Raw genomic sequence first — 19,089 nt, forward strand, 5'->3', positions numbered from 1 at the left:
GCCCCTCGGGGGTTGAACGACAGAGGTGAAGCGTCCCGCGAGCCGCGGCCTGCAGGGCCTCGGGAGCTACACGGAGTGAGCAAGCGTGGGGACTCTTCATCCCAGCAGGGGCCGCGGGACTGGCTTTGCCAGACCGCAGGCGCAGCGGCCCCCTCGGGGGGCAGCGCAGTACACGCAGTGACAAGCGTGGGGGCCATCAGATGCTCCGCCTGAACCTCGTCCTGCTGCTGGCCGTGTTGGCCAGTGCGCTTTATCTGGTGAGCACTCAGTACGAGTCGCGTCGCCTGTATGTGGAGCTTGAAAAGGCCACCGCCCACAGCCGGCAAATCGAAACGGATAATGAACGCCTGCAGCTTGAAAAGCGTGCCCAGGCCACGCCTCTTCGGGTTGAGAAACTCGCCAGGGATCGCCTGCAGATGCGCACGGCAACGCCGGCCATCACGCAGTATGTGACCTATCGGGATGCTGCGGTTGCCGGGGTGCCGCATGAGTAGGAGCGTTCTCTACAGCTCCAGCCCCTTGCTGGCCAGCAAGACGCCGGTCTGGCGCAGCAAATTTATTGTGGCGGCCATTGCCCTGGCTTTTGTGGGGCTGGCGGGGCGGGCCGCGTACATCCAGGTTTTCGGCAATGAATTTTTCCAGCGCCAGGGTGAAGTCCGCTTTGCCCGAACGCTGGAGTTGCCGGCCAATCGCGGCCGTATTCTCGATCGCAATGGCCTGATTTTGGCTTCCAGCGTGCCTGCTCCCAGTATCTGGGCCATCCCGGAAGACGTCGAAGCGAGCAGGGCCCAGCTTGCAGAACTCGCCAGGCTGCTGGAAATGCCGCAGGCTGATCTGAAGAAAAAACTGGGTAACGAGGACAAAACTTTTGTCTGGCTCAAGCGCCAGGTCGACGAGCCGATAGCCCAGCAAATCCATGCGATGGGCATCAAGGGGATCTATGCGCGCCGGGAATACAAGCGCAAGTACCCTGAAGGCGAGGCGGCTGCCCATGTGGTTGGGTTCACCAACGTCGAAGACAACGGCCAGGAAGGCATCGAACTCACGTTCAACAAGGAGCTCGCCGGAAAGGCGGGCTCACGGCGTGTCATCAAGGACCGGCTCGGTCGCGTGGTTGAGGGCGTTGGTGAGCAGGTGCCGCCGATCGAGGGCAAAGACATCCAGTTAAGCGTCGACAGCAAGGTGCAGTTCTTCGCTTACCAGAAGCTGCGCGACGCCGTGACCGCGCGCAAGGCCAAGGCCGGCAGCGTGGTGGTGCTTGATGCGATCACCGGCGAGGTGCTGGCGCTCGCCAACTACCCGAGCTACGTGCCTGACAAGCGGCAGAACCTCACGGGCGAGCAACTGCGCAACCGCGCGCTGACTGACACCTTCGAGCCCGGTTCAACGATGAAGCCGATCACGGTCGCCATGGCGCTGGAAGCCGGCCGGGTCAAACCGCAGACCCTCGTCGAAACCGGGCCTGGCCGCTTCAGCATCGGCGGCTTCACCATCAGCGATACCCACAACTACGGCACGCTGACCGTCGAGGGCGTGATCCAGAAGTCGAGCAACGTCGGGGCGTTGAAAATCGCGCAAAAAATGAGTCCGCACGAGATGTGGGATACCTACACCGCGCTCGGTTACGGGCAGAAGCCCCAGATCCAGTTTCCCGGCGCCGTGACAGGCCGGCTGCGACCCTGGAAAAGCTGGCGGCCTGTTGAGCAGGCGACCATGGCTTATGGCTACGGGCTCTCGGCCTCGCTGTTCCAGATGGCGCATTCCTATACCTCGTTTGCGCACGATGGGCGGATCATTCCGGTTACCATGCTCAAGAGCACTGAGCCCGCCGTCGGCGTCAGGGTGTTTTCTGCCGAGAACGCGCATGCGGTGCGAAGGATGCTCCAGATGGCTGCGGCACCGGGTGGCACCGGCCAACTGGCACAGACGGTCGGCTATTCGGTTGGCGGCAAGTCGGGCACGGCGCACAAGCAGGTCGGCAAGGGCTATGCGAGCAACAAATACCGTGCCTGGTTCACCGGCATGGCGCCTATCGAGGCACCGCGCATCATCGTCGCGGTGATGATCGACGAGCCGAGTGATGGCCAGTATTTTGGCGGCGTTGCGGCGGCGCCGGTTTTCAGTGAAGTGGTGCAGCAGACGCTGCGCATGATGGGCGTTCAGCCGGACGTGAGCGTCAAGCCGCAAATCGTGACGCAGGCTGTCGAGGAGTCGTTTTGACAACCCAGCTCCATACCCCCGAGCAGGCGGCCCGCTGGTTGCGTGAGCGCGTGACCGGCAGCCTGCGGACGGACAGCCGCATGGTGGGCGGCGGTGACGGATTCATTGCATGGCCCGGCGCTGCGACGGATGGCCGGAAGTATCTTGGTGACGCACTGGCTTCGGGCGCTCGCGCCTGCCTGGTGGAGTTGCAGGGCTTTGAGCCCCGTGGCCCGGAAGATGAAAGGGTGGCCGCTTACGCGGGACTCAAGGCGGCAACCGGCCCCATCGCCGCTGCCTATTTTGATGAGCCGAGCCGGCACCTGCAGGTCGCAGCCGTCACCGGCACCAATGGCAAGACATCGACAACATGGTGGCTGGCCCAGGCGCTGGGCAGGCTGGGGCGCAAATGCGGTGTCGTGGGAACCCTGGGCATCGGGGAGCCCGGTGCGGTGGTTTTCACGGGGTTGACCACACCTGATCCTGTGCTGCTCCAGCAGCAACTGCGCCGTTTTGTGGACGAGGGCTTCGCCGCCTGCGCCCTGGAGGCTTCCTCGATAGGGCTGGTGGAGCGGCGTCTGGATGCCACCACCATACAGGTCGCGATCTTCACCAACTTCACGCAGGACCATCTCGACTACCACCCGTCCATGCCGGCCTATTGGGAGGCCAAGAAAATGCTGTTCAGCTGGCCTGGCCTGAAGGCGGCAGTCATCAACGTGGACGATGGCAAAGGCCTTGAGTTGAGCGCTTCGCTGGCCGGCTCGGACCTGGATGTCTGGACATTGTCCTGCACAGGGCCGGCCCGGATTCATGCACAAAAAATCCACCACGGCATGAATGGCGTGAGTTTTGATGTCGTCGAAGGCGCGGAGCAGCACCGAGTGTCCAGCAAGCTGGTCGGCCAGTACAACGTGTACAACCTGCTGGGCGTCATCGCGGCCCTGCGTGCCATGGGCATACCGCTGGCCGACGCGGTGGGCGCGTGTGCCGACCTGCTGCCGGTGCCGGGGCGCATGGACACGCTGGCGGAAGAAGGCCTGCCGCTGGTCGTCATCGATTACGCGCACACGCCCGACGCCCTGGAAAAAGTACTCACAGCGCTCCAGCCGGTCGCGCGCAGCCGCGGTGGCCAGCTCTGGTGCGTCTTTGGCTGTGGCGGAGACCGCGATGCCGGCAAGCGTCCGCTGATGGCTGCGGTGGTGGAAAAAAATGCCGACAAAGTGGTGGTCACCAGCGACAACCCGCGCAGTGAGAACCCACTGGCCATCATCGACCAGGTGCTGAGGGGGTTGAATCACCGCGACGCCGTGCACGTGCAGGCAGACCGGGGTTCGGCGATTGCGCATGCGCTGAGCGTGGCGCAAGCCCATGATGTGGTGCTGCTGGCGGGCAAGGGGCATGAAAGTTATCAGGAGATCCAGGGCGTGAAGCTTCCGTTTTCCGACAGGGCGCAGGCGCAAGCCGCCCTCGCCCTGAATGCGGCGCGCGTGGCACGCCAGGCCGGGGGAGGCTCCGCATGATGACCTTGCAACAGGCGCTGGGCTGGTTGCCGTCGGCCCGGCTGGTGGGTGATGGCAGCGTGAAGCCTCTGCGCGTGCACACCGATACCCGCAGCCTGCAGGCCGGCGACCTGTTCGTGGCGCTCAAGGGCGAGCGCTTTGACGCCCATGAATTTCTGGCGCAGGCCAAGGCGCAGGGCGCCGTGGCGGCGATTGCCCACCATGGCCTGGCCGCGGCAGGTCTGCCGGGTCTGGAGGTGGCTGACTCGAAACTGGCGCTCGGCCAGCTGGCGGCCGGCTGGCGTTCGCAATTCAGCTTGCCCCTCATTGCGGTGACGGGAAGCAACGGCAAAACGACGGTGACGCAGATGATCGCGGCTATCCTGCGGGCCTGGAAATCCACGCAGGCTTTTGCCACGGAAGGCAATCTCAACAACGATATTGGGGTGCCCCTGACGTTGTTGCGCCTTCGTGCCTCCCATGAGGTGGGCGTGGTGGAGCTGGGCATGAACCATCCCGGAGAAATCGCCTACCTCGCCGCACTGGTCAGGCCCGGCGTGGCGCTGGTCAATAACGCCCAGCGCGAGCACCTTGAATTCATGGCCACGGTGGAAGCCGTCGCCCGGGAGAACGGCTCCGTCCTGCAGGCCCTCGGCACGGATGGCATTGCCGTTTTTCCTGCCGATGATGACTACACCGCTATCTGGCGCGGCCTCGCGGGGGCGCGCCGCGTGCTGACTTTTGCACAAACGGGTCCGGCCGATGTCACGGCCCAGGCGCAGTGGAGCGGCGACTGCTGGCAGGTTGCGGCCCGGACACCCTCAGGTCCGCTTGATTTTTCCCTGCATATTGCGGGCCGGCACAACGTCAAGAATGCGCTGGCCGCCATCGCCTGTGCGCTGGCCGCCGGCGTTCCCCTGCCAGCCATCGCGGCGGGTTTGCCGGAATTCGCCCCGGTCAAGGGGCGTTCCCGCGCCGTGACCGTGCGCCTGGCGAATCGTGTGGTGACATTGATCGACGACACCTACAACGCCAATCCCGACTCCATGCGCGCGGCCATCGAGGTGCTGGCCGAGTTGCCGGCGCCGCGCCTGCTGGTCATGGGCGACATGGGTGAGGTGGGCGACCAGGGCCCCCAGTTCCACGAAGAAGCCGGCCGGTATGCTCGCGCGCGGGGCATCGAGCAGCTTTTCACGCTGGGCGCCCAGTCCCAAGGGGCGGGCACCGCTTTCGGCGCGGGACGCCATTTCAACCAGATGGCTGATCTGGCCGCCGCCGTGTTGGCTGAATTGCCGCAGGCCGGCAGCGTGCTGGTGAAGGGCTCCCGCTTCATGAAGATGGAGCAGGTGGTCCAGGCCATTGCAGATAACACACAAAACTACAAGGAAGAAACATGAGCCCCCACGCTTACATGCGTTCGCTGCCGGCGGCTCGGCAGGAGGCATTTCATGCTGCTTAGCCTGGCCCAGTGGCTCCAGTCGATTTCCCCTGAATTCGGGTCGTTCAGGGTGTTTCAGTACCTGACATTCCGTGCCGTCATGGCCGCGCTCACGGCGCTGCTGATCGGCCTGCTTGCCGGGCCGTTTGTCATTCGCCGGCTGATTTCGCTGAAGATCGGCCAGCCCATCCGCGAATATGCGATGCAGACACACCTGAGCAAGAGCGGAACGCCCACCATGGGGGGCGTGCTGATCCTGATGTCCATCGGCATTTCGACCCTGCTGTGGTTTGACCTGTCCAACCGCTTCGTGTGGATTGTGCTGCTCGTCACCCTGGGATTCGGTGCCATCGGCTGGGCCGACGACTGGCGCAAGGTGGTGCTGAAAGATCCGGAAGGCATGCGATCGCGTGAAAAATACCTGTGGCAATCGCTGATTGGCCTGGTGGCGGCGCTGTACCTGGTGTTCAGCATCTCGGAGAGTTCCAACCTGCGCGTGCTGGAACTGTTTTTCAGCTGGGTGCAGTCGGGATTTGACGTCAACCTGCCGCCCAAGGCCGGTCTGCTGGTGCCCTTCGTGAAGGAAATCAGTTATCCGCTGGGTGTGTTTGGTTTTGTGATTCTGACCTACCTGGTAATCGTTGGCTCAAGCAATGCCGTCAACCTGACCGACGGCCTGGACGGGCTGGCCATCATGCCGGTAGTCATGGTGGGGTCTGCACTGGGCGTGTTCGCCTATGTGACCGGTAGCGCGGTCTACTCCAAATACCTTTTCTTTCCGCACATTCCCGGCTCCGGTGAGCTGCTGATCTTTTGCTCGGCCATGGCGGGGGCCGGGCTGGCGTTCCTGTGGTTCAACACGCACCCGGCCCAGGTGTTCATGGGGGACGTCGGCGCACTGGCGCTGGGGGCGGCGCTGGGCACCATCGCCGTCATCGTGCGCCAGGAAATTGTGCTGGCCATCATGGGCGGCATTTTTGTCGTCGAGGCCCTGTCCGTGATGATGCAGGTGACCTGGTTCAAGTACACCAAGAAGCGCTACGGCGAAGGCCGGCGCCTCTTCAAGATGGCGCCGCTGCACCACCACTTCGAGAAAAGCGGCTGGAAAGAAACGCAAGTGGTCGTCCGCTTCTGGATCATCACCATGCTGCTGTGCCTGGTCGGCCTGTCAACCTTGAAGCTCAGGTAAGGCATGAGGCATTTACAAGACCAAACCGTGCTGATCCTGGGCCTGGGCGCGTCCGGCTTGGCCATGGCGCGCTGGTGCGTCCGCCATGGGGCATTGGTGACGGTCGCTGACACACGCGATGCGCCCGCATTGCTCGCGACGCTTCGGCAGGAACTTCCCGGGGTGAAGTTTGTGAGAGGCGCTTTTACGCCGGACCTCGTGCAGGGTAGCGCCGTGCGCGCAGTCTATCGTTCGCCAGGATTGGCGCCTGCCGTGATCGCTCCTGTGGTCGATGCCGCGCGTGCCATGGGCTTGCCTGTCGGGGGTGAACTTGATCTGTTCTCTCGGGCCCTGGCCGATCTCCGCGAGGTGCTGACAACGGAGGTGGTGGAAGAAAATCCCCAGCCTCTTGAATCGCCTGAACCGGTGATTGAATCGCCATTGCCCGATGTATCCGATGTATCCGATGTAACGGATGCCGCCGGCTCGCTTGAGGGCGAAGCCGCTGTGGTGACTGATTCCTCCGGCGACTTGGAAGAGATGCCCGCGCCAGATGCTGCGGAAAGCGCGCCTGCCTCGGAAGATGCCGGCGAAGACGCTGCGTTGCCCGCTCTGCTCGCCCCCGCGCCGGCCGAACAGCCCGCTGGCTACAGGCCGGTGGTGCTGGCCATCACGGGAACCAACGGCAAAACCACGGTGACTTCCCTGGTCGGCCAACTGGTGCAACGGGCCGGAAAAACTGTTGCCGTTGCAGGCAATATCGGCCCGACGCTGCTCGATACGCTGTCTGCGCGTCTTGACGCGGACACCCTGCCGCAGGTGTGGGTGCTGGAACTGTCCAGCTTCCAGCTCGCGGATGCGCAGGACTTTGAGCCGACGGCTGCCGTGGTGTTGAATGTGACCCAGGATCATCTGGACTGGCACGGCGACATGGATGCTTACGTCGCGGCCAAGGCCCGGATATTTGGACGCAGCACCTTCATGCTGCTTAACCGTGACGATCCCCGGGTGATGGAGATGCTTCCGCCGCCCGTCAAGGTACGCCTGCGGCCTCCGCAGGTTCGCCCGCATTCGACTTTTGGCGCCGGGGAGCCCCAGCGACCCGGTGACTACGGCATCGAAACCGTCAATGGCATGGCGTGGCTGGTGCGCGCCGCGGAAGCCGATGAAACCATCAAGCGCCGCAAGGGTGAAGAAGTGGAGCTGCACATCCAGCGCCTGATGCCGCTGGATGCCCTGCGCATTCGCGGCCGCCACAACGCCACCAATGCGCTGGCGGCGCTCGGGCTGGCCGTCGCGGCCGGTTGCAGCCTTGCGCCCATGCTGCATGGTCTGCGCGAGTACCGGGGCGAGCCGCACCGCGTGGAATCCATCGCGGTGGTGAACGATGTCGAATATTTCGACGACAGCAAGGGCACCAATGTCGGCGCCACCGCGGCGGCACTGGTGGGTCTGGGGGCCGAACGCAAGCTGGTGGTGATTCTGGGCGGCGAAGGCAAGGGGCAGGATTTTTCGCCGCTGGCCGAGCCCGTGTCGCGCCATGCCCGCGCCGTGGTGCTGATCGGCAAGGACGCGCCCCTCATCCGGTCTGCCCTGCAGGCCAGCCAGGTGGCGCTGCTGGACGCCGCGTCGATGCAGGAGGCGGTGAGCCTGGCGGCCGCGCAGGCCCATACCGGTGACGCTGTCCTGATGTCGCCCGCCTGCGCCAGTTTTGACATGTTTGACAACTACGAACACCGCGCCCAGGTCTTTTGTGATGCGGTGCAGGCGCTGGCCCAGGAACAGGGGGTGGTGTTGTGACCGTGGCTGCACGCCTTTGGGGTTGGCTTTCCGGTCTCGGCGGCGTCGGCGCGGTCGCTGCGGATGTGCTGCCCGTTCGCCTCGGTCGGCAGAGCCTGTCCCGAAGCCCGGCTGCGCCTGTTCGCATGGCGGGGTTTGACCAGGCGCTGGTCTGGGTGACGGTGGCCTTGCTGATGTGGGGCTTGGTCATGGTGTATTCGGCATCGGTGGCGATGCCCGACAACCCCAAGTTTTCCCGCTATGCGCACACGCATTTCCTGCTGCGTCATGTGTTGTCACTGGTGGTGGCTTTCATCGTGGCGTATCTGGCGTTTCAGGTTCCCATGGCGACCTGGGAAAAGCTGGCTCCCTGGCTGTTTGTGCTGTCCCTGCTGCTGCTGATGCTGGTACTGCTGCCCTTTATCGGCAAGGGCGTCAATGGCGCGCGGCGCTGGATTTCAATGGGCTTCATGAATTTCCAGCCCTCGGAGCTGGCGAAGTTTGCGGTGCTGCTCTACGCCGCGGATTACATGGTTCGCAAGATGGAAGTGAAGGAGCGCTTCTTTCGCGCTGTGTTGCCCATGGCGGTGGCGATTGGCATCGTGGGCCTGCTGCTGCTGGCCGAGCCTGACATGGGCGCTTTCATGGTGATCTCGGTCATCGCGATGGGAATCCTCTTTCTCGGCGGCGTCAATGCGCGCATGTTCTTCGTGATTGCGGCCGTGGTGGTGGTCGCATTTGGCCTGATGGTGATGCTCAGCGAATGGCGCCGCGAGCGGATTTTTGCCTACCTGGATCCCTGGAGCGACAAGTACTCCATGGGCAAGGGCTACCAGCTGTCGCATTCGCTGATCGCTTTCGGGCGCGGCGAGATTTTTGGCGTGGGCCTGGGCGGCAGCATCGAGAAGCTGCACTGGCTGCCCGAGGCGCACACCGACTTCCTGATGGCCGTGATCGGCGAAGAGTTCGGCCTGCTGGGTGTGCTCGTGGTGATTGGCCTGTTCATGTGGATGACCCGCCGCATCATGCACATCGGCCGCCAGTCGATCGCACTGGACCGTCTGTTTGCCGGGCTGGTGGCACAAGGTGTCGGCATCTGGATGGGCTTCCAGACCTTCATCAACATCGGCGTGAACCTCGGTGCCTTGCCCACCAAGGGCCTGACCCTGCCGCTGATGAGCTATGGCGGCTCGGCCATTTTGATGAACCTGATTGCCTTGGCCGTGGTGTTAAGAATCGATTATGAGAATCGACTGTTGATGCGCGGAGGCCGGGCATGAGCAAGCAACACTGCGCCTTGGTGATGGCCGGCGGAACCGGGGGCCATATTTTTCCGGGCCTCGCCGTGGCCGAGGCCTTGCGCGAGCGCGGCTGGCGGGTGCACTGGCTGGGCGGCCGGGGCAATGCGGGCCACCCCAGCATGGAAAGCCAGCTGGTGCCACCACGCGGCTTCGCTTTCGAGTCAATCGATTTCTCCGGCGTGCGCGGCAAGGGCCCGGTCACCCTGGTGTTCCTGCCGCTGCGCCTGCTCAAGGCCTTTTGGCAGAGCATCCAGGTTGTGCGGCGTGTCAAGCCTGATGTGGTGGTCGGGCTGGGCGGCTACATCGCCTTTCCGGCCGGCATGATGAGCGTGCTGCTGGGCAAGCCGCTGGTGCTGCATGAACAGAACTCCGTGGCGGGCATGGTCAACAAGGTGCTGGCCGGCGTGGCCGATCGCGTCTTCACGGCCTTCCCCGGCGTGTTCAGGAAAGCCGAATGGATCGGCAACCCCCTGCGCCCCGCCTTCACCCGCCAGCCGGATCCCGCAACCCGATTTGCCGGCCGGGCAGGGCCCTTGAAGCTGCTGGTGGTCGGTGGCAGCCTCGGGGCCAGGGCCCTGAATGAGTTGGTGCCCAAAGCCCTGTCCCTGATGCCGCCAGCCCTGCGCCCCGACGTCACGCATCAAAGCGGGATCCGCCAGATCGACGAATTGCGTGCCAACTATGCAGCCGCCGGCGTGCAGGCAGAACTGACGCCCTTCATTGAGGACACGGCACAGGCATTTGCCGATGCCGACCTCATCATTTGCCGCGCTGGCGCCAGCACGGTCACTGAAATTGCCGCCGTGGGGGCTGCAGCGCTGTTTGTGCCCTTTCCTTCCGCGGTCGATGACCACCAGACGACGAATGCCCGGTTCCTGGTCGACCAGGGGGGCGGCTGGTTGCTGCAGCAGCGCGACATGAGCGCCGCCGCACTGGCCGACTTGCTACAAAAAACTGAGCGATCCGCGCTGCTTCAATGCGCGCTAAAAGCCAAAACCATGCAAAAAACTGATGCCACAACGCGCGTTGTGGCCGCTTGCGAGGAGCTTGCAAGATGAAACACGCCATTAAAAACATTCACTTCATCGGGTTGGGCGGCTCCGGCATGTCAGGCATTGCCGAAGTGCTGCACAACCTGGGCTACGTCATTTCGGGGTCTGACCTGTCGGACAGCGCCACGCTGCAGCGGCTGGCCAGGCTCGGCATCAAGACCTTTGTCGGGCATGCCGCCGACAACCTGGCCATGGTGGATGCGGTGGTGACCTCCACCGCCGTGCAGCCCGACAATCCCGAAGTGCTGGCAGCGCGCGAAAAGCGCATTCCCGTGGTGCCCCGTGCCCTGATGCTGGCCGAGCTGATGCGCCTGAAGCAGGGCATTGCGATTGCCGGCACGCATGGCAAAACCACCACCACCAGCCTGGTGGCCAGTGTGCTGGCCGAAGGCGGGCTGGACCCGACGTTTGTCATCGGCGGCCGGCTCAACAGCGCCGGCGCGAATGCCAAGCTCGGCTCGGGCGACTACATCGTGGTCGAGGCCGACGAATCGGATGCCTCCTTCCTGAACCTGCTGCCCGTGATGGCGGTCGTCACCAACATCGACGCCGACCACATGGAAACCTACGGCCACGATTTCGGCAACCTGAAGAAGGCCTTTGTCGATTTCCTGCACCGCATGCCCTTTTACGGCACGGCGATTTTGTGTACCGACGACCCCGCCGTGCGCGACATCGTCCCGCATGTCTCCTGCCCGATCACCAGCTATGGCTTCGGTGAAGACGCACAGGTGCGGGCCGTCAATGTACGGCCGGTGGGCGCGCAAATGCACTTCACGGCGCAGCGCCGCAACGGTGTCACGCTGCCCGACCTGGAGGTGGTGCTCAACCTTGCTGGCGAGCACAACGTGCTCAATGCCCTGTCGGCCATTGCGGTGGCGGTGGAGCTCAACGTGCCGGATGCGGCGGTGCAAAAAGCGCTGGCTGAATTCCGGGGCGTGGGCCGGCGCTTCCAGAGCTACGGCGATGTGCCCGCCAAAGGCGGCGGCCATTTCACGGTCATCGAGGATTACGGCCACCATCCGGTCGAGGTCGCGGCGACGCTGGCTGCTGCGCGCGGCGCCTTCCCGGGCAGACGGTTGGTGCTGGCATTCCAGCCGCACCGCTATACCCGTACGCGTGACTGCTTTGAGGACTTCGTCAGGGTCATCGGCCAGGCCGATGCCGTGCTGCTGGCCGAAGTCTATGCCGCCGGCGAGACGCCCATCGTGGCGGCTGACGGCCGCTCGCTGGCGCGCGCGCTGCGCGTGGCGGGCAAGCTGGAGCCGGTATTTGTGAGCGAGATCGACGCGATGCCGCAAGCCATCCTGGATAACGCACTGGGAGGCGATGTCGTGATGTGCATGGGTGCCGGATCGATTGGGCTCGTGCCCGGCAAATTGTTGGAACTGGAAGGTGCGCAGTGAGTAGCAACTCAGACACATCCCAGGCCGTGAGCGCCGGGACAAGCGCGGGGGCCACGTTTGGCAAGGTCGCCGTCCTCATGGGGGGCATGTCGGCCGAGCGCGAGATCTCCCTGATGTCGGGCCGTGGCGTGTTGCAGGCGTTACGTTCCCGCGGTGTGGACGCCCATGCGTTTGACCCGGCCGAGCGCGACATCAGCGAGTTGAAAAAGGACGGGTTTGCGCGCTGTTTCATCGCACTGCATGGCCGGTTCGGCGAAGACGGCACGGTGCAGGGCGCATTGGAGTTGCTGGGCATACCCTATACCGGCTCCGGCGTTATGGCATCCAGCATGGCCATTGACAAGGTGATGACCAAGCGGGTCATGCTCGCCGAAGGCCTGCCGACCCCCACCTATGTGCTGTTGCGCCGGGGCAGCTATGGCAGCGCCGACGTGAGCGCCGTCCCTGACAAGCTGGGCTTGCCGCTGATTGTCAAGCCCGCACGGGAAGGCTCATCGATCGGGTTGACCAAGGTGACCGAGCGGGCCAGCATGGCAGATGCGGTGGCGCAGGCTGAAAAGCTGGATGCCGACATCCTGTGCGAGCAGTTCATCAGTGGCGACGAGGTGACCTGCCCGGTACTGGGAACCGGCAGCGAGGCACGCGCCCTGCCTGTCATCCGCATCGTTGCGCCCGACGGCAATTACGACTACCAGAACAAATACTTCACCGACACTACGCAGTATCTGGTGCCCTGCGGCCTGCCTGAAGGCGAAGAGGCCGTCATCCAGCAGCTGGTCCTGCAGGCTTACCGCACGCTCAACTGCCGCGGCTGGGCGCGCGCCGACGTGATGATTGACAAGGCAACGCGCAAGCCCTACCTGCTTGAAATCAATACCTCGCCCGGCATGACCGGCCACTCGCTGGTGCCCATGTCGGCACGGGCGGCCGGAATTTCCTATGAGGACCTGTGCCTCGAGGTGCTGAAGACCACCGCGCTCGATCATCAAACGCAAGGGGGAGGCACCCCTTGAGCCGCACCATGCCAATGCCAGTCGCCCTGCCGGCGGACATCAAGCTGATGAACACCTTTTCGGTGCTTTTTGGCCTGGTGTTTGCGGCCATGGTGTTGGCGCTGGCCGTGGCGTGGCTGATGCGGCAGCCCCTTTTCAACCTGAACGGCATCCGCGTGCAGGGTGATCTGGCCCACAACAACGCGGTCACCCTGCGCGCCAATGTGGCGCCCAAGTTGCGCGGCAATTTTTTCACGGTGGACCTGGCCCATACGCGGACGGCCTTCGAAGCCGTACCCTGGGTTCGCCGCGCGCTGGTGCAGCGCGAGTTTCCCAACCGGCTCAAGGTGGTGCTGCAGGAGCACAAGGCCATCGCCTATTGGGGCCCGGAAGGCGAGGCCCGCCTGGTCAACAGTTTTGGCGAGGTGTTCGAAGCGAACCAGGGCGATGTGGAGGCCGAAGACCTGCCGCTGCTCAACGGCCCGCAGGGACGGGCGCCGCTCGTGCTCCAGGCTTACCAGCTGCTGTCCCCGATGTTCGAAGGACTGGACGCAGTGCTGGAGAAGCTGGAGCTGACCGGACAGGGAAGCTGGCGCGCGCGGCTCGACAGTGGCGCCGTGATCGAGCTGGGAAGCGGCTCGCTGGAGGAATTACAGGTGCGTGTACGGCGGTTTATCGCAACGCTGACACAGGTCTCGTCAAGGTATGGACGGGACCTGGAGTCCGCCGACCTGCGCTATGGCAACGGTTATGCGATCAGGCTGAGGGGTGTTACCACGGTGAACGCTGGTGACAAAGAAGACAGGAAAGTGAAAAGGTAAATATATATGGCCAAAGAATACAAGGACCTGGTAGTCGGACTGGACATCGGAACCAGCAAGGTCATGGCCGTGGTTGCAGAGGTCATGCCGGGCGGTGAACTCAAGCTTGCAGGCCTGGGCATTGCGGCCAGCAATGGCCTCAAGCGCGGCGTGGTGGTCAATATTGACGCCACGGTGCAAAGCATCCAGCAGGCGCTGAAGGAGGCCGAGTTGATGGCCGACTGCAAGATCGCACGGGTCTACACCGGCATCACCGGCAGCCATATCCGCGGCATCAATTCCAGCGGCATGGTCGCGGTGAAAGACAAGGAAGTGACGCAGGCCGATGTGGCCCGCGTGATCGAAACAGCCAAGGCCATCAACATCTCGACCGACCAGCGGCTGCTGCTGGTGGAGCCGCAGGAATTTGTCATCGACGGCCAGGATGTGCGCGAGCCGATCGGCATGAGCGGCATCCGGCTCGAGGCCAAGGTGCATATCGTGACCGGCGCGCAAAGCGCTGCCGAGAACATCATCAAGTGTGTCAGGCGCTGCGGGCTGGAGGTCGACCAGCTGATGCTCAACCCGCTGGCCTCCAGCCTGGCCGTGTTGACACAGGACGAGCAGGAGCTGGGTGTGGCGCTGGTGGACATTGGCGCGGGCACCACCGATGTCGCCATCTTCACCGGCGGCGCCATCCGGCACACCGCCGTGATTCCGATTGCCGGCGACCTGATCACCAGCGATATCGCCATGGCCCTGCGCACGCCTACTAAGGATGCCGAGGACATCAAGGTCGAAAGCGGCTATGCCAAGCAGCTGCTGGCCGATCCCGACACGCAGGTCGAGGTTCCGGGTCTGGGCGATCGCGGCCCGCGCATGCTCAGCAAGCAAGCCCTGGCCGGCGTGATCGAGCCGCGCATTGAAGAGATTTATTCGCTGGTCCAGCAGGTCATCCGCGAGTCGGGCTACGAAGAGGTGCTGTCGTCGGGCATCGTGATCACCGGCGGCAGCGCGGTGATGCCGGGCATGGTGGAGCTTGGCGAGGACATCTTCCTCAAGCCGGTGCGGCGCGGCATACCGCGCTACTCCAGCGCGCTGTCCGACATGGTGGCGCAGGCCCGGGCCGCAACGGTGATGGGTTTGCTCGAGGAAGCGCGGCTCGCACGCATGCGGGGCTACAAGGTGGCGCAGAAGGCGGGCAGCATGCACAACGCTTTTGGTCGTGTCAAAGACTGGTTTGTGGGGAATTTCTGATGAACAACTACTTCAGTTTCATTCGTCGTCCTTCACGCTGCACCCACTGCGGAGGAGCAGACCCCCCTGCGTGACAGGGGGGTTCAGGCATCAAGACCGTTTAGAAAAATTTTGGCAACTGCAGTTTATTGATAGGAGGCTCCCAATGAGCATCGAAATGATTGAAATCGAAGAATTCAACCAGGGCACACAAATCAAGGTGATCGGTGTCGGTGGTGGTGGCGGCAATGCCGTCGGTCACATGATCGATTGCAACGTGCAGGGCGTCGAGTTCATCTGCGCCAACACCGACGCGCAGGCCCTCAGCCGCGGCAGCGCGCACAAGACCATCCAGCTGGGCAGCAGCGGGCTGGGGGCGGGCAGCAAGCCCGACAAGGGCCGGGACGCGGCCGAGCTGGCGGTGGACGACATCCGCAGCGCCATTGCCGGCGCGCACATGCTGTTCATCACGGCCGGCATGGGTGGCGGCACCGGCACCGGTGCGGCGCCGGTGATTGCCCGCGTGGCCAAGGAGATGGGCATTTTGACGGTGGGGGTGGTGACCAAGCCTTTCGAATTCGAAGGCGGCCGCCGCATGACCAACGCCGACCTCGGCCTGTCCGAACTGGAAGCCAATGTCGACTCGCTGATCGTGGTGCTCAACGAAAAGCTGCTCGAAGTGCTGGGCGATGACGTGACTCAGGATGAAGCCTTCGCCCATGCCAACGACGTGCTGAAAAACGCCGTCGGCGGCATCGCCGAGATCATCAATGTGCCCGGCCATGTCAACGTTGACTTTGAAGACGTGCGCACCGTGATGGGCGAGCCCGGCAAGGCCATGATGGGCACGGCCAAGGCCAACGGTCCCGACCGCGCCCGCATCGCGGCCGAACAGGCGGTGGCTTGCCCCCTGCTGGAAGGCATTGACCTGTCAGGCGCCAAGGGCGTGCTGGTGCTGATCACCGCGGCCAAGGGCTCACTCAAGCTGAGCGAGTCCAAGCTGGCGATGAACACCATCCGCGCCTACGCCTCTCCCGATGCGCACGTGATCTACGGCACGGCTTACGACGACGAACTGGGTGACGATATCCGTGTCACGGTGGTCGCCACGGGCCTGAGCCGCCAGGGTGTGCGCCGCCACGCGCCGCCGCTGCAGGTTCTGCGCACGGGCACCGACAACGTGCCCTTCAACGTGCCCACGCTCAACACGGTGGCGGGCGGCGCAGGCGTGCCGCAGACGGCCATGGGTAGCATGCAGCCTGACTACGGCAACATGACCGTGCCCAGCGTGTGGCGCACCAACCGCACCCAGGCGGCAGCCAAGGTCGATGCGCTGGCCTCTGGCGGCATGGATGATTTCGAGATCCCGGCGTTTCTCAGGAAGCAGGCCGACTGATCGAAGTAAAGCTACTGCGCGGCCCGATCTTGAGCCTGTGGTGCGCGCCGTACGGCAGTACGGCTGTGCTCCTCGGCTCAACCTCGGACCGCTCGCTACGCTTTCCATTCGATCATTCTGTAGTCCTCTGTAGTCCTCTGTAGTCCTCTGTAGTCCCTCGGGACGCTCATTGGACGTTCGTCGCGATTCTCTTTAGGGCCTGGCTATGTGCGGCATTGTTATCCCCTACCCGTGAAATGGCCGCGCTCAAATTAAAATAAACAGATGCTTGCCCAAAGAACACTCAAATCCCTGACCAAGGCCGTGGGCGTAGGCCTGCACAGCGGCCAGCGGGTGGAGTTGACCTTGCGGCCGGCGCCGCCGGATACCGGCATTGTGTTTCGGCGGGTGGATTTGCCGCAGCCGGTGGACATCGTCATCTCGGCGCAGGCCGTGACCGACACCCGGCTGGCGTCGACCATCTCGGCCGGTGGTGCCAAGGTGCACACCGTCGAGCACCTGATGTCGGCCTGCGCGGGGCTGGGCATCGACAACCTGTACATCGACATCACCGCGGAAGAGGTGCCCATTCTGGATGGCTCGGCCTCTTCGTTCGTTTTTCTGCTGCAGTCCGCCGGCATCGAGCTGCAGTCCGCGCCCAAGCGCTTCATTCGCGTGCTCAAGCCGGTCGAGGTGCGCGAAGGCGAAGGCGCCGCCGCCAAGTGGGCACGCCTGAGCCCTTACGAAGGCTACAAGCTGAGTTTTGAAATTGACTTTGACCACCCGGCCGTTGACTCCACCGGCCAGCGCGTGGAGTTCGACCTGAGTTCGGGCTCCTACACCCGCGACATCGCCCGCGCCCGTACCTTCGGCTTCACCAAAGACGTCGAAATGATGCGCGCCAACGGGCTGGCACTCGGTGGTGGACTCGACAACGCCATCGTCATGGACGACTACAAGGTGCTCAACACCGAGGGCCTGCGCTACAACGACGAGTTCGTGAAGCACAAGATCCTCGACGCCATGGGCGACCTGTACCTGCTGGGCAAACCGCTGCTGGCAGCCTACAGCGCCTTCCGCTCCGGCCATGCGATGAACAACAAGCTGCTGCGTGAGCTGCTGGCCCACCAGGACGCTTACGAAGTTGTCACCTTTGCAGACGAAAAACGGGCTCCTCAGGGCTTTGCCACCCTGGCGCGCGCCTGGTAGCCCGCAACAGACAGTCCACACGCCATGCTGCTCTTTCGCTGGCTCGTCCTGCTGCTGCTGCTGGTCTCCGCCATGTCCTTCATGTTTTACGCGGGAACGGGGCAGCCGCGGTTCAGGCGATTCGGCCTGATCGTCCTCAAGTGGACGCTGATTGCCGCCTTTGGATTCTTTGCAGTGCTGATTCTGGAGCGGGTGGCGTAGCGGATCAGATCTCAATGGCGTAATGGCAGTTGAAGACCATCAGCTTGGGGGCGCCTGCCGGTCGCGCCAGCAAACAAAAAGCGGATCCAGTACAGGTCAACCTCTTCAAGGCTGAGGCTATAGTGAAGGTAGTGAGGCCGTTCCATGACCTGATCGAGCAGACGTGGATCGCAGCTTGGGTTGCAGGGTTTCGTGAAAAATTTATAACTGCGTAAAAATACAGTGCATGTGCCTGAAACCTGACAGGCGAGCCAGTTACGGGAGGTTTTCGTGTCCAGATTAAACCGCAGTGGTCGATATATACCGCAGGTTTTGCGGCATACGTTACGTTAGCCGGCAGACACGGCCATGCACCTTTGGTTATCCCACAAAGTCTTTAGCTGGACGCATGACTTTTATGGTGGGCGGCGCACCGAGATTGACCGCGTGCGACGTCCCCATGCCATTCTCGCCCACGCCGAAAATGTCCTCGCCACGAGTGAATCCGAGTTTTCAGTCGCGGACTCGGTCCTCGGCCTCAAACGTGCGATCAATAGCCGCTTGCAACACCTCGAGGAGCTTTACGGCTTCGGCGCAATGTTTCCGAGGACCCTCGGATCACTTGAGAGGCTCGAGCAGGTTGGTCTTGCCCGGCCACTCCTGGTTAAGCAGCTCTTCGAACTTCGGAACGACATAGAGCACAATGACGCGGCACCGCCAAGTTCCCGGCGAGCGCGCGAGCTCGTGGATGCCACATGGTATTTCCTCCGTACCACGGACTACGCGTGCAAATTGGTCCCAGATAGTGTGATAGTTCGATCGGCTGAGGAAGGCTCACTCCCTCCGGAACAATGGGTGTCGCTCCGGACCTTGCGTGACAATTCAGACCGATTTGAAATCGCAGGCTGGGTCTCTGTTGAGTTGCTTGCGGACACGGAGCAGCCCGAATCTTTTGAGCTCGATCTGGTTAAGCTCAAGTCAAAGCCTGCCGGGCCGCCCGAATCTGCTGACGTACTCTCTAGAGCGGCTTATGTGAGCAACTCTGCGCGCGGCGATGATGAGCGATGGATACAGGGTCAAGCAGTACTACCATCAGGTCTTCAACGAGAGTTTTGGCGGCTGGCGCTTGATGCTCTTTAGCATCTTCCACTCGACTTCGAGGCCATCCTGGAGGCCGGCTAACAGGGCGGTCAACGCGGACGTGGAGCTTGTCTCGTTTTAGTTGACACTCTTACCTAACGGAGAGAGTGGTCAATGGCAAAACGACAAGGGCCAGTAAAAATCAAGAACTACGGCGTTGAATTCAAGCTCAGAGCCGTTCAATTGAGCAACCAGCCGGGCGTGTTGGTGAAGGATGTGGCCGAGTCCTTGGACATTCATCCTTTCATGCTTTCGAAGTGGCGCAAGCAAGTGCGAGACGGCGAGTTGGCCGGAAGGGCGCCACCGATCGAG

General features: G+C 63.1%; 16 protein-coding genes. All 16 read left to right on the forward strand.

Annotated features, from left to right (window positions below):
• Window positions 1–200: 200 nt before the first annotated feature.
• Entirely contained in the window at window positions 201–494 is a 294-nt protein-coding gene (gene ftsL / locus AC1DUR_RS22005) for a cell division protein FtsL (protein WP_477720560.1), read from the forward strand.
• Window positions 487–2,220 carry a peptidoglycan D,D-transpeptidase FtsI family protein gene (locus AC1DUR_RS22010; RefSeq protein WP_477720561.1) on the forward strand — a complete coding sequence of 578 codons (1,734 nt, stop codon included), beginning with the start codon at window positions 487–489 and terminating at the stop codon, window positions 2,218–2,220. The genes ftsL and AC1DUR_RS22010 overlap by 8 nt, the downstream gene beginning before the upstream one ends.
• Window positions 2,217–3,722 carry a UDP-N-acetylmuramoyl-L-alanyl-D-glutamate--2,6-diaminopimelate ligase gene (locus AC1DUR_RS22015; protein ID WP_477722153.1) on the forward strand — a complete coding sequence of 502 codons (1,506 nt, stop codon included), beginning with the start codon at window positions 2,217–2,219 and terminating at the stop codon, window positions 3,720–3,722. Before AC1DUR_RS22010 ends, AC1DUR_RS22015 begins: the two co-directional genes overlap by 4 nt.
• A complete protein-coding gene (locus AC1DUR_RS22020) occupies window positions 3,719–5,098 on the forward strand; it encodes a UDP-N-acetylmuramoyl-tripeptide--D-alanyl-D-alanine ligase (RefSeq protein ID WP_477720563.1) in 1,380 nt (459 codons plus the stop codon). The genes AC1DUR_RS22015 and AC1DUR_RS22020 overlap by 4 nt, the downstream gene beginning before the upstream one ends.
• A 51-nt stretch (window positions 5,099–5,149) precedes the next feature.
• Window positions 5,150–6,328: a phospho-N-acetylmuramoyl-pentapeptide-transferase gene (mraY, locus tag AC1DUR_RS22025; RefSeq protein ID WP_477720564.1), complete on the forward strand. Its 1,179-nt coding sequence runs from the start codon at window positions 5,150–5,152 to the stop codon at window positions 6,326–6,328.
• A gap of 3 nt (window positions 6,329–6,331) precedes the next feature.
• On the forward strand, window positions 6,332–8,107 hold the full coding sequence (murD, locus tag AC1DUR_RS22030) for a UDP-N-acetylmuramoyl-L-alanine--D-glutamate ligase (RefSeq protein ID WP_477720565.1): 1,776 nt from the start codon (window positions 6,332–6,334) through the stop codon (window positions 8,105–8,107).
• On the forward strand, window positions 8,104–9,366 hold the full coding sequence (gene ftsW, locus AC1DUR_RS22035) for a putative lipid II flippase FtsW (protein ID WP_477720566.1): 1,263 nt from the start codon (window positions 8,104–8,106) through the stop codon (window positions 9,364–9,366). Before murD ends, ftsW begins: the two co-directional genes overlap by 4 nt.
• A complete protein-coding gene (gene murG / locus AC1DUR_RS22040; RefSeq protein ID WP_477720567.1) occupies window positions 9,363–10,445 on the forward strand; it encodes an undecaprenyldiphospho-muramoylpentapeptide beta-N-acetylglucosaminyltransferase in 1,083 nt (360 codons plus the stop codon). The genes ftsW and murG overlap by 4 nt, the downstream gene beginning before the upstream one ends.
• Window positions 10,442–11,845: a UDP-N-acetylmuramate--L-alanine ligase gene (gene murC / locus AC1DUR_RS22045; RefSeq protein ID WP_477720568.1), complete on the forward strand. Its 1,404-nt coding sequence runs from the start codon at window positions 10,442–10,444 to the stop codon at window positions 11,843–11,845. The genes murG and murC overlap by 4 nt, the downstream gene beginning before the upstream one ends.
• Window positions 11,842–12,858, forward strand: a complete 1,017-nt coding sequence (locus AC1DUR_RS22050) for a D-alanine--D-alanine ligase (RefSeq protein WP_477720569.1) — start codon at window positions 11,842–11,844, stop codon at window positions 12,856–12,858. Before murC ends, AC1DUR_RS22050 begins: the two co-directional genes overlap by 4 nt.
• Window positions 12,859–12,866: 8 nt before the next feature.
• Window positions 12,867–13,658 (forward strand): cell division protein FtsQ/DivIB, encoded by a 792-nt coding sequence (locus tag AC1DUR_RS22055; RefSeq protein WP_477720570.1) that lies wholly within the window; start codon window positions 12,867–12,869, stop codon window positions 13,656–13,658.
• Window positions 13,659–13,664: 6 nt separating this feature from the next.
• Complete coding sequence (gene ftsA / locus AC1DUR_RS22060) at window positions 13,665–14,894, forward strand: cell division protein FtsA (protein WP_477720571.1); 1,230 nt, start codon at window positions 13,665–13,667, stop codon at window positions 14,892–14,894.
• Window positions 14,895–15,039: 145 nt separating this feature from the next.
• Complete coding sequence (gene ftsZ / locus AC1DUR_RS22065) at window positions 15,040–16,269, forward strand: cell division protein FtsZ (RefSeq protein WP_477720572.1); 1,230 nt, start codon at window positions 15,040–15,042, stop codon at window positions 16,267–16,269.
• A gap of 264 nt (window positions 16,270–16,533) precedes the next feature.
• A complete protein-coding gene (lpxC, locus tag AC1DUR_RS22070; protein ID WP_477720573.1) occupies window positions 16,534–17,457 on the forward strand; it encodes a UDP-3-O-acyl-N-acetylglucosamine deacetylase in 924 nt (307 codons plus the stop codon).
• A gap of 24 nt (window positions 17,458–17,481) precedes the next feature.
• A complete protein-coding gene (locus tag AC1DUR_RS22075) occupies window positions 17,482–17,658 on the forward strand; it encodes a hypothetical protein (protein WP_477720574.1) in 177 nt (58 codons plus the stop codon).
• 1,233 nt (window positions 17,659–18,891) lie between these two features.
• The coding region (locus AC1DUR_RS22080) for a transposase (RefSeq protein WP_477722011.1) at window positions 18,892–19,089 on the forward strand (198 nt) is incomplete at its 3' end.

The organism is Polaromonas sp. P4_F4, from assembly GCF_056401355.1.

Coding starts and splice junctions, on each gene's coding strand:
- ftsZ (WP_477720572.1), top strand. CDS start 15,040: ATGAGCATCGAAATGATTGAAATCGAAGAATTCAACCAGGGCACACAA.
- mraY (WP_477720564.1), top strand. CDS start 5,150: ATGCTGCTTAGCCTGGCCCAGTGGCTCCAGTCGATTTCCCCTGAATTC.
- ftsL (WP_477720560.1), top strand. CDS start 201: ATGCTCCGCCTGAACCTCGTCCTGCTGCTGGCCGTGTTGGCCAGTGCG.
- murC (WP_477720568.1), top strand. CDS start 10,442: ATGAAACACGCCATTAAAAACATTCACTTCATCGGGTTGGGCGGCTCC.
- murD (WP_477720565.1), top strand. CDS start 6,332: ATGAGGCATTTACAAGACCAAACCGTGCTGATCCTGGGCCTGGGCGCG.
- AC1DUR_RS22075 (WP_477720574.1), top strand. CDS start 17,482: ATGCTGCTCTTTCGCTGGCTCGTCCTGCTGCTGCTGCTGGTCTCCGCC.
- AC1DUR_RS22020 (WP_477720563.1), top strand. CDS start 3,719: ATGATGACCTTGCAACAGGCGCTGGGCTGGTTGCCGTCGGCCCGGCTG.
- lpxC (WP_477720573.1), top strand. CDS start 16,534: ATGCTTGCCCAAAGAACACTCAAATCCCTGACCAAGGCCGTGGGCGTA.
- AC1DUR_RS22010 (WP_477720561.1), top strand. CDS start 487: ATGAGTAGGAGCGTTCTCTACAGCTCCAGCCCCTTGCTGGCCAGCAAG.
- murG (WP_477720567.1), top strand. CDS start 9,363: ATGAGCAAGCAACACTGCGCCTTGGTGATGGCCGGCGGAACCGGGGGC.
- AC1DUR_RS22055 (WP_477720570.1), top strand. CDS start 12,867: ATGCCAATGCCAGTCGCCCTGCCGGCGGACATCAAGCTGATGAACACC.
- ftsA (WP_477720571.1), top strand. CDS start 13,665: ATGGCCAAAGAATACAAGGACCTGGTAGTCGGACTGGACATCGGAACC.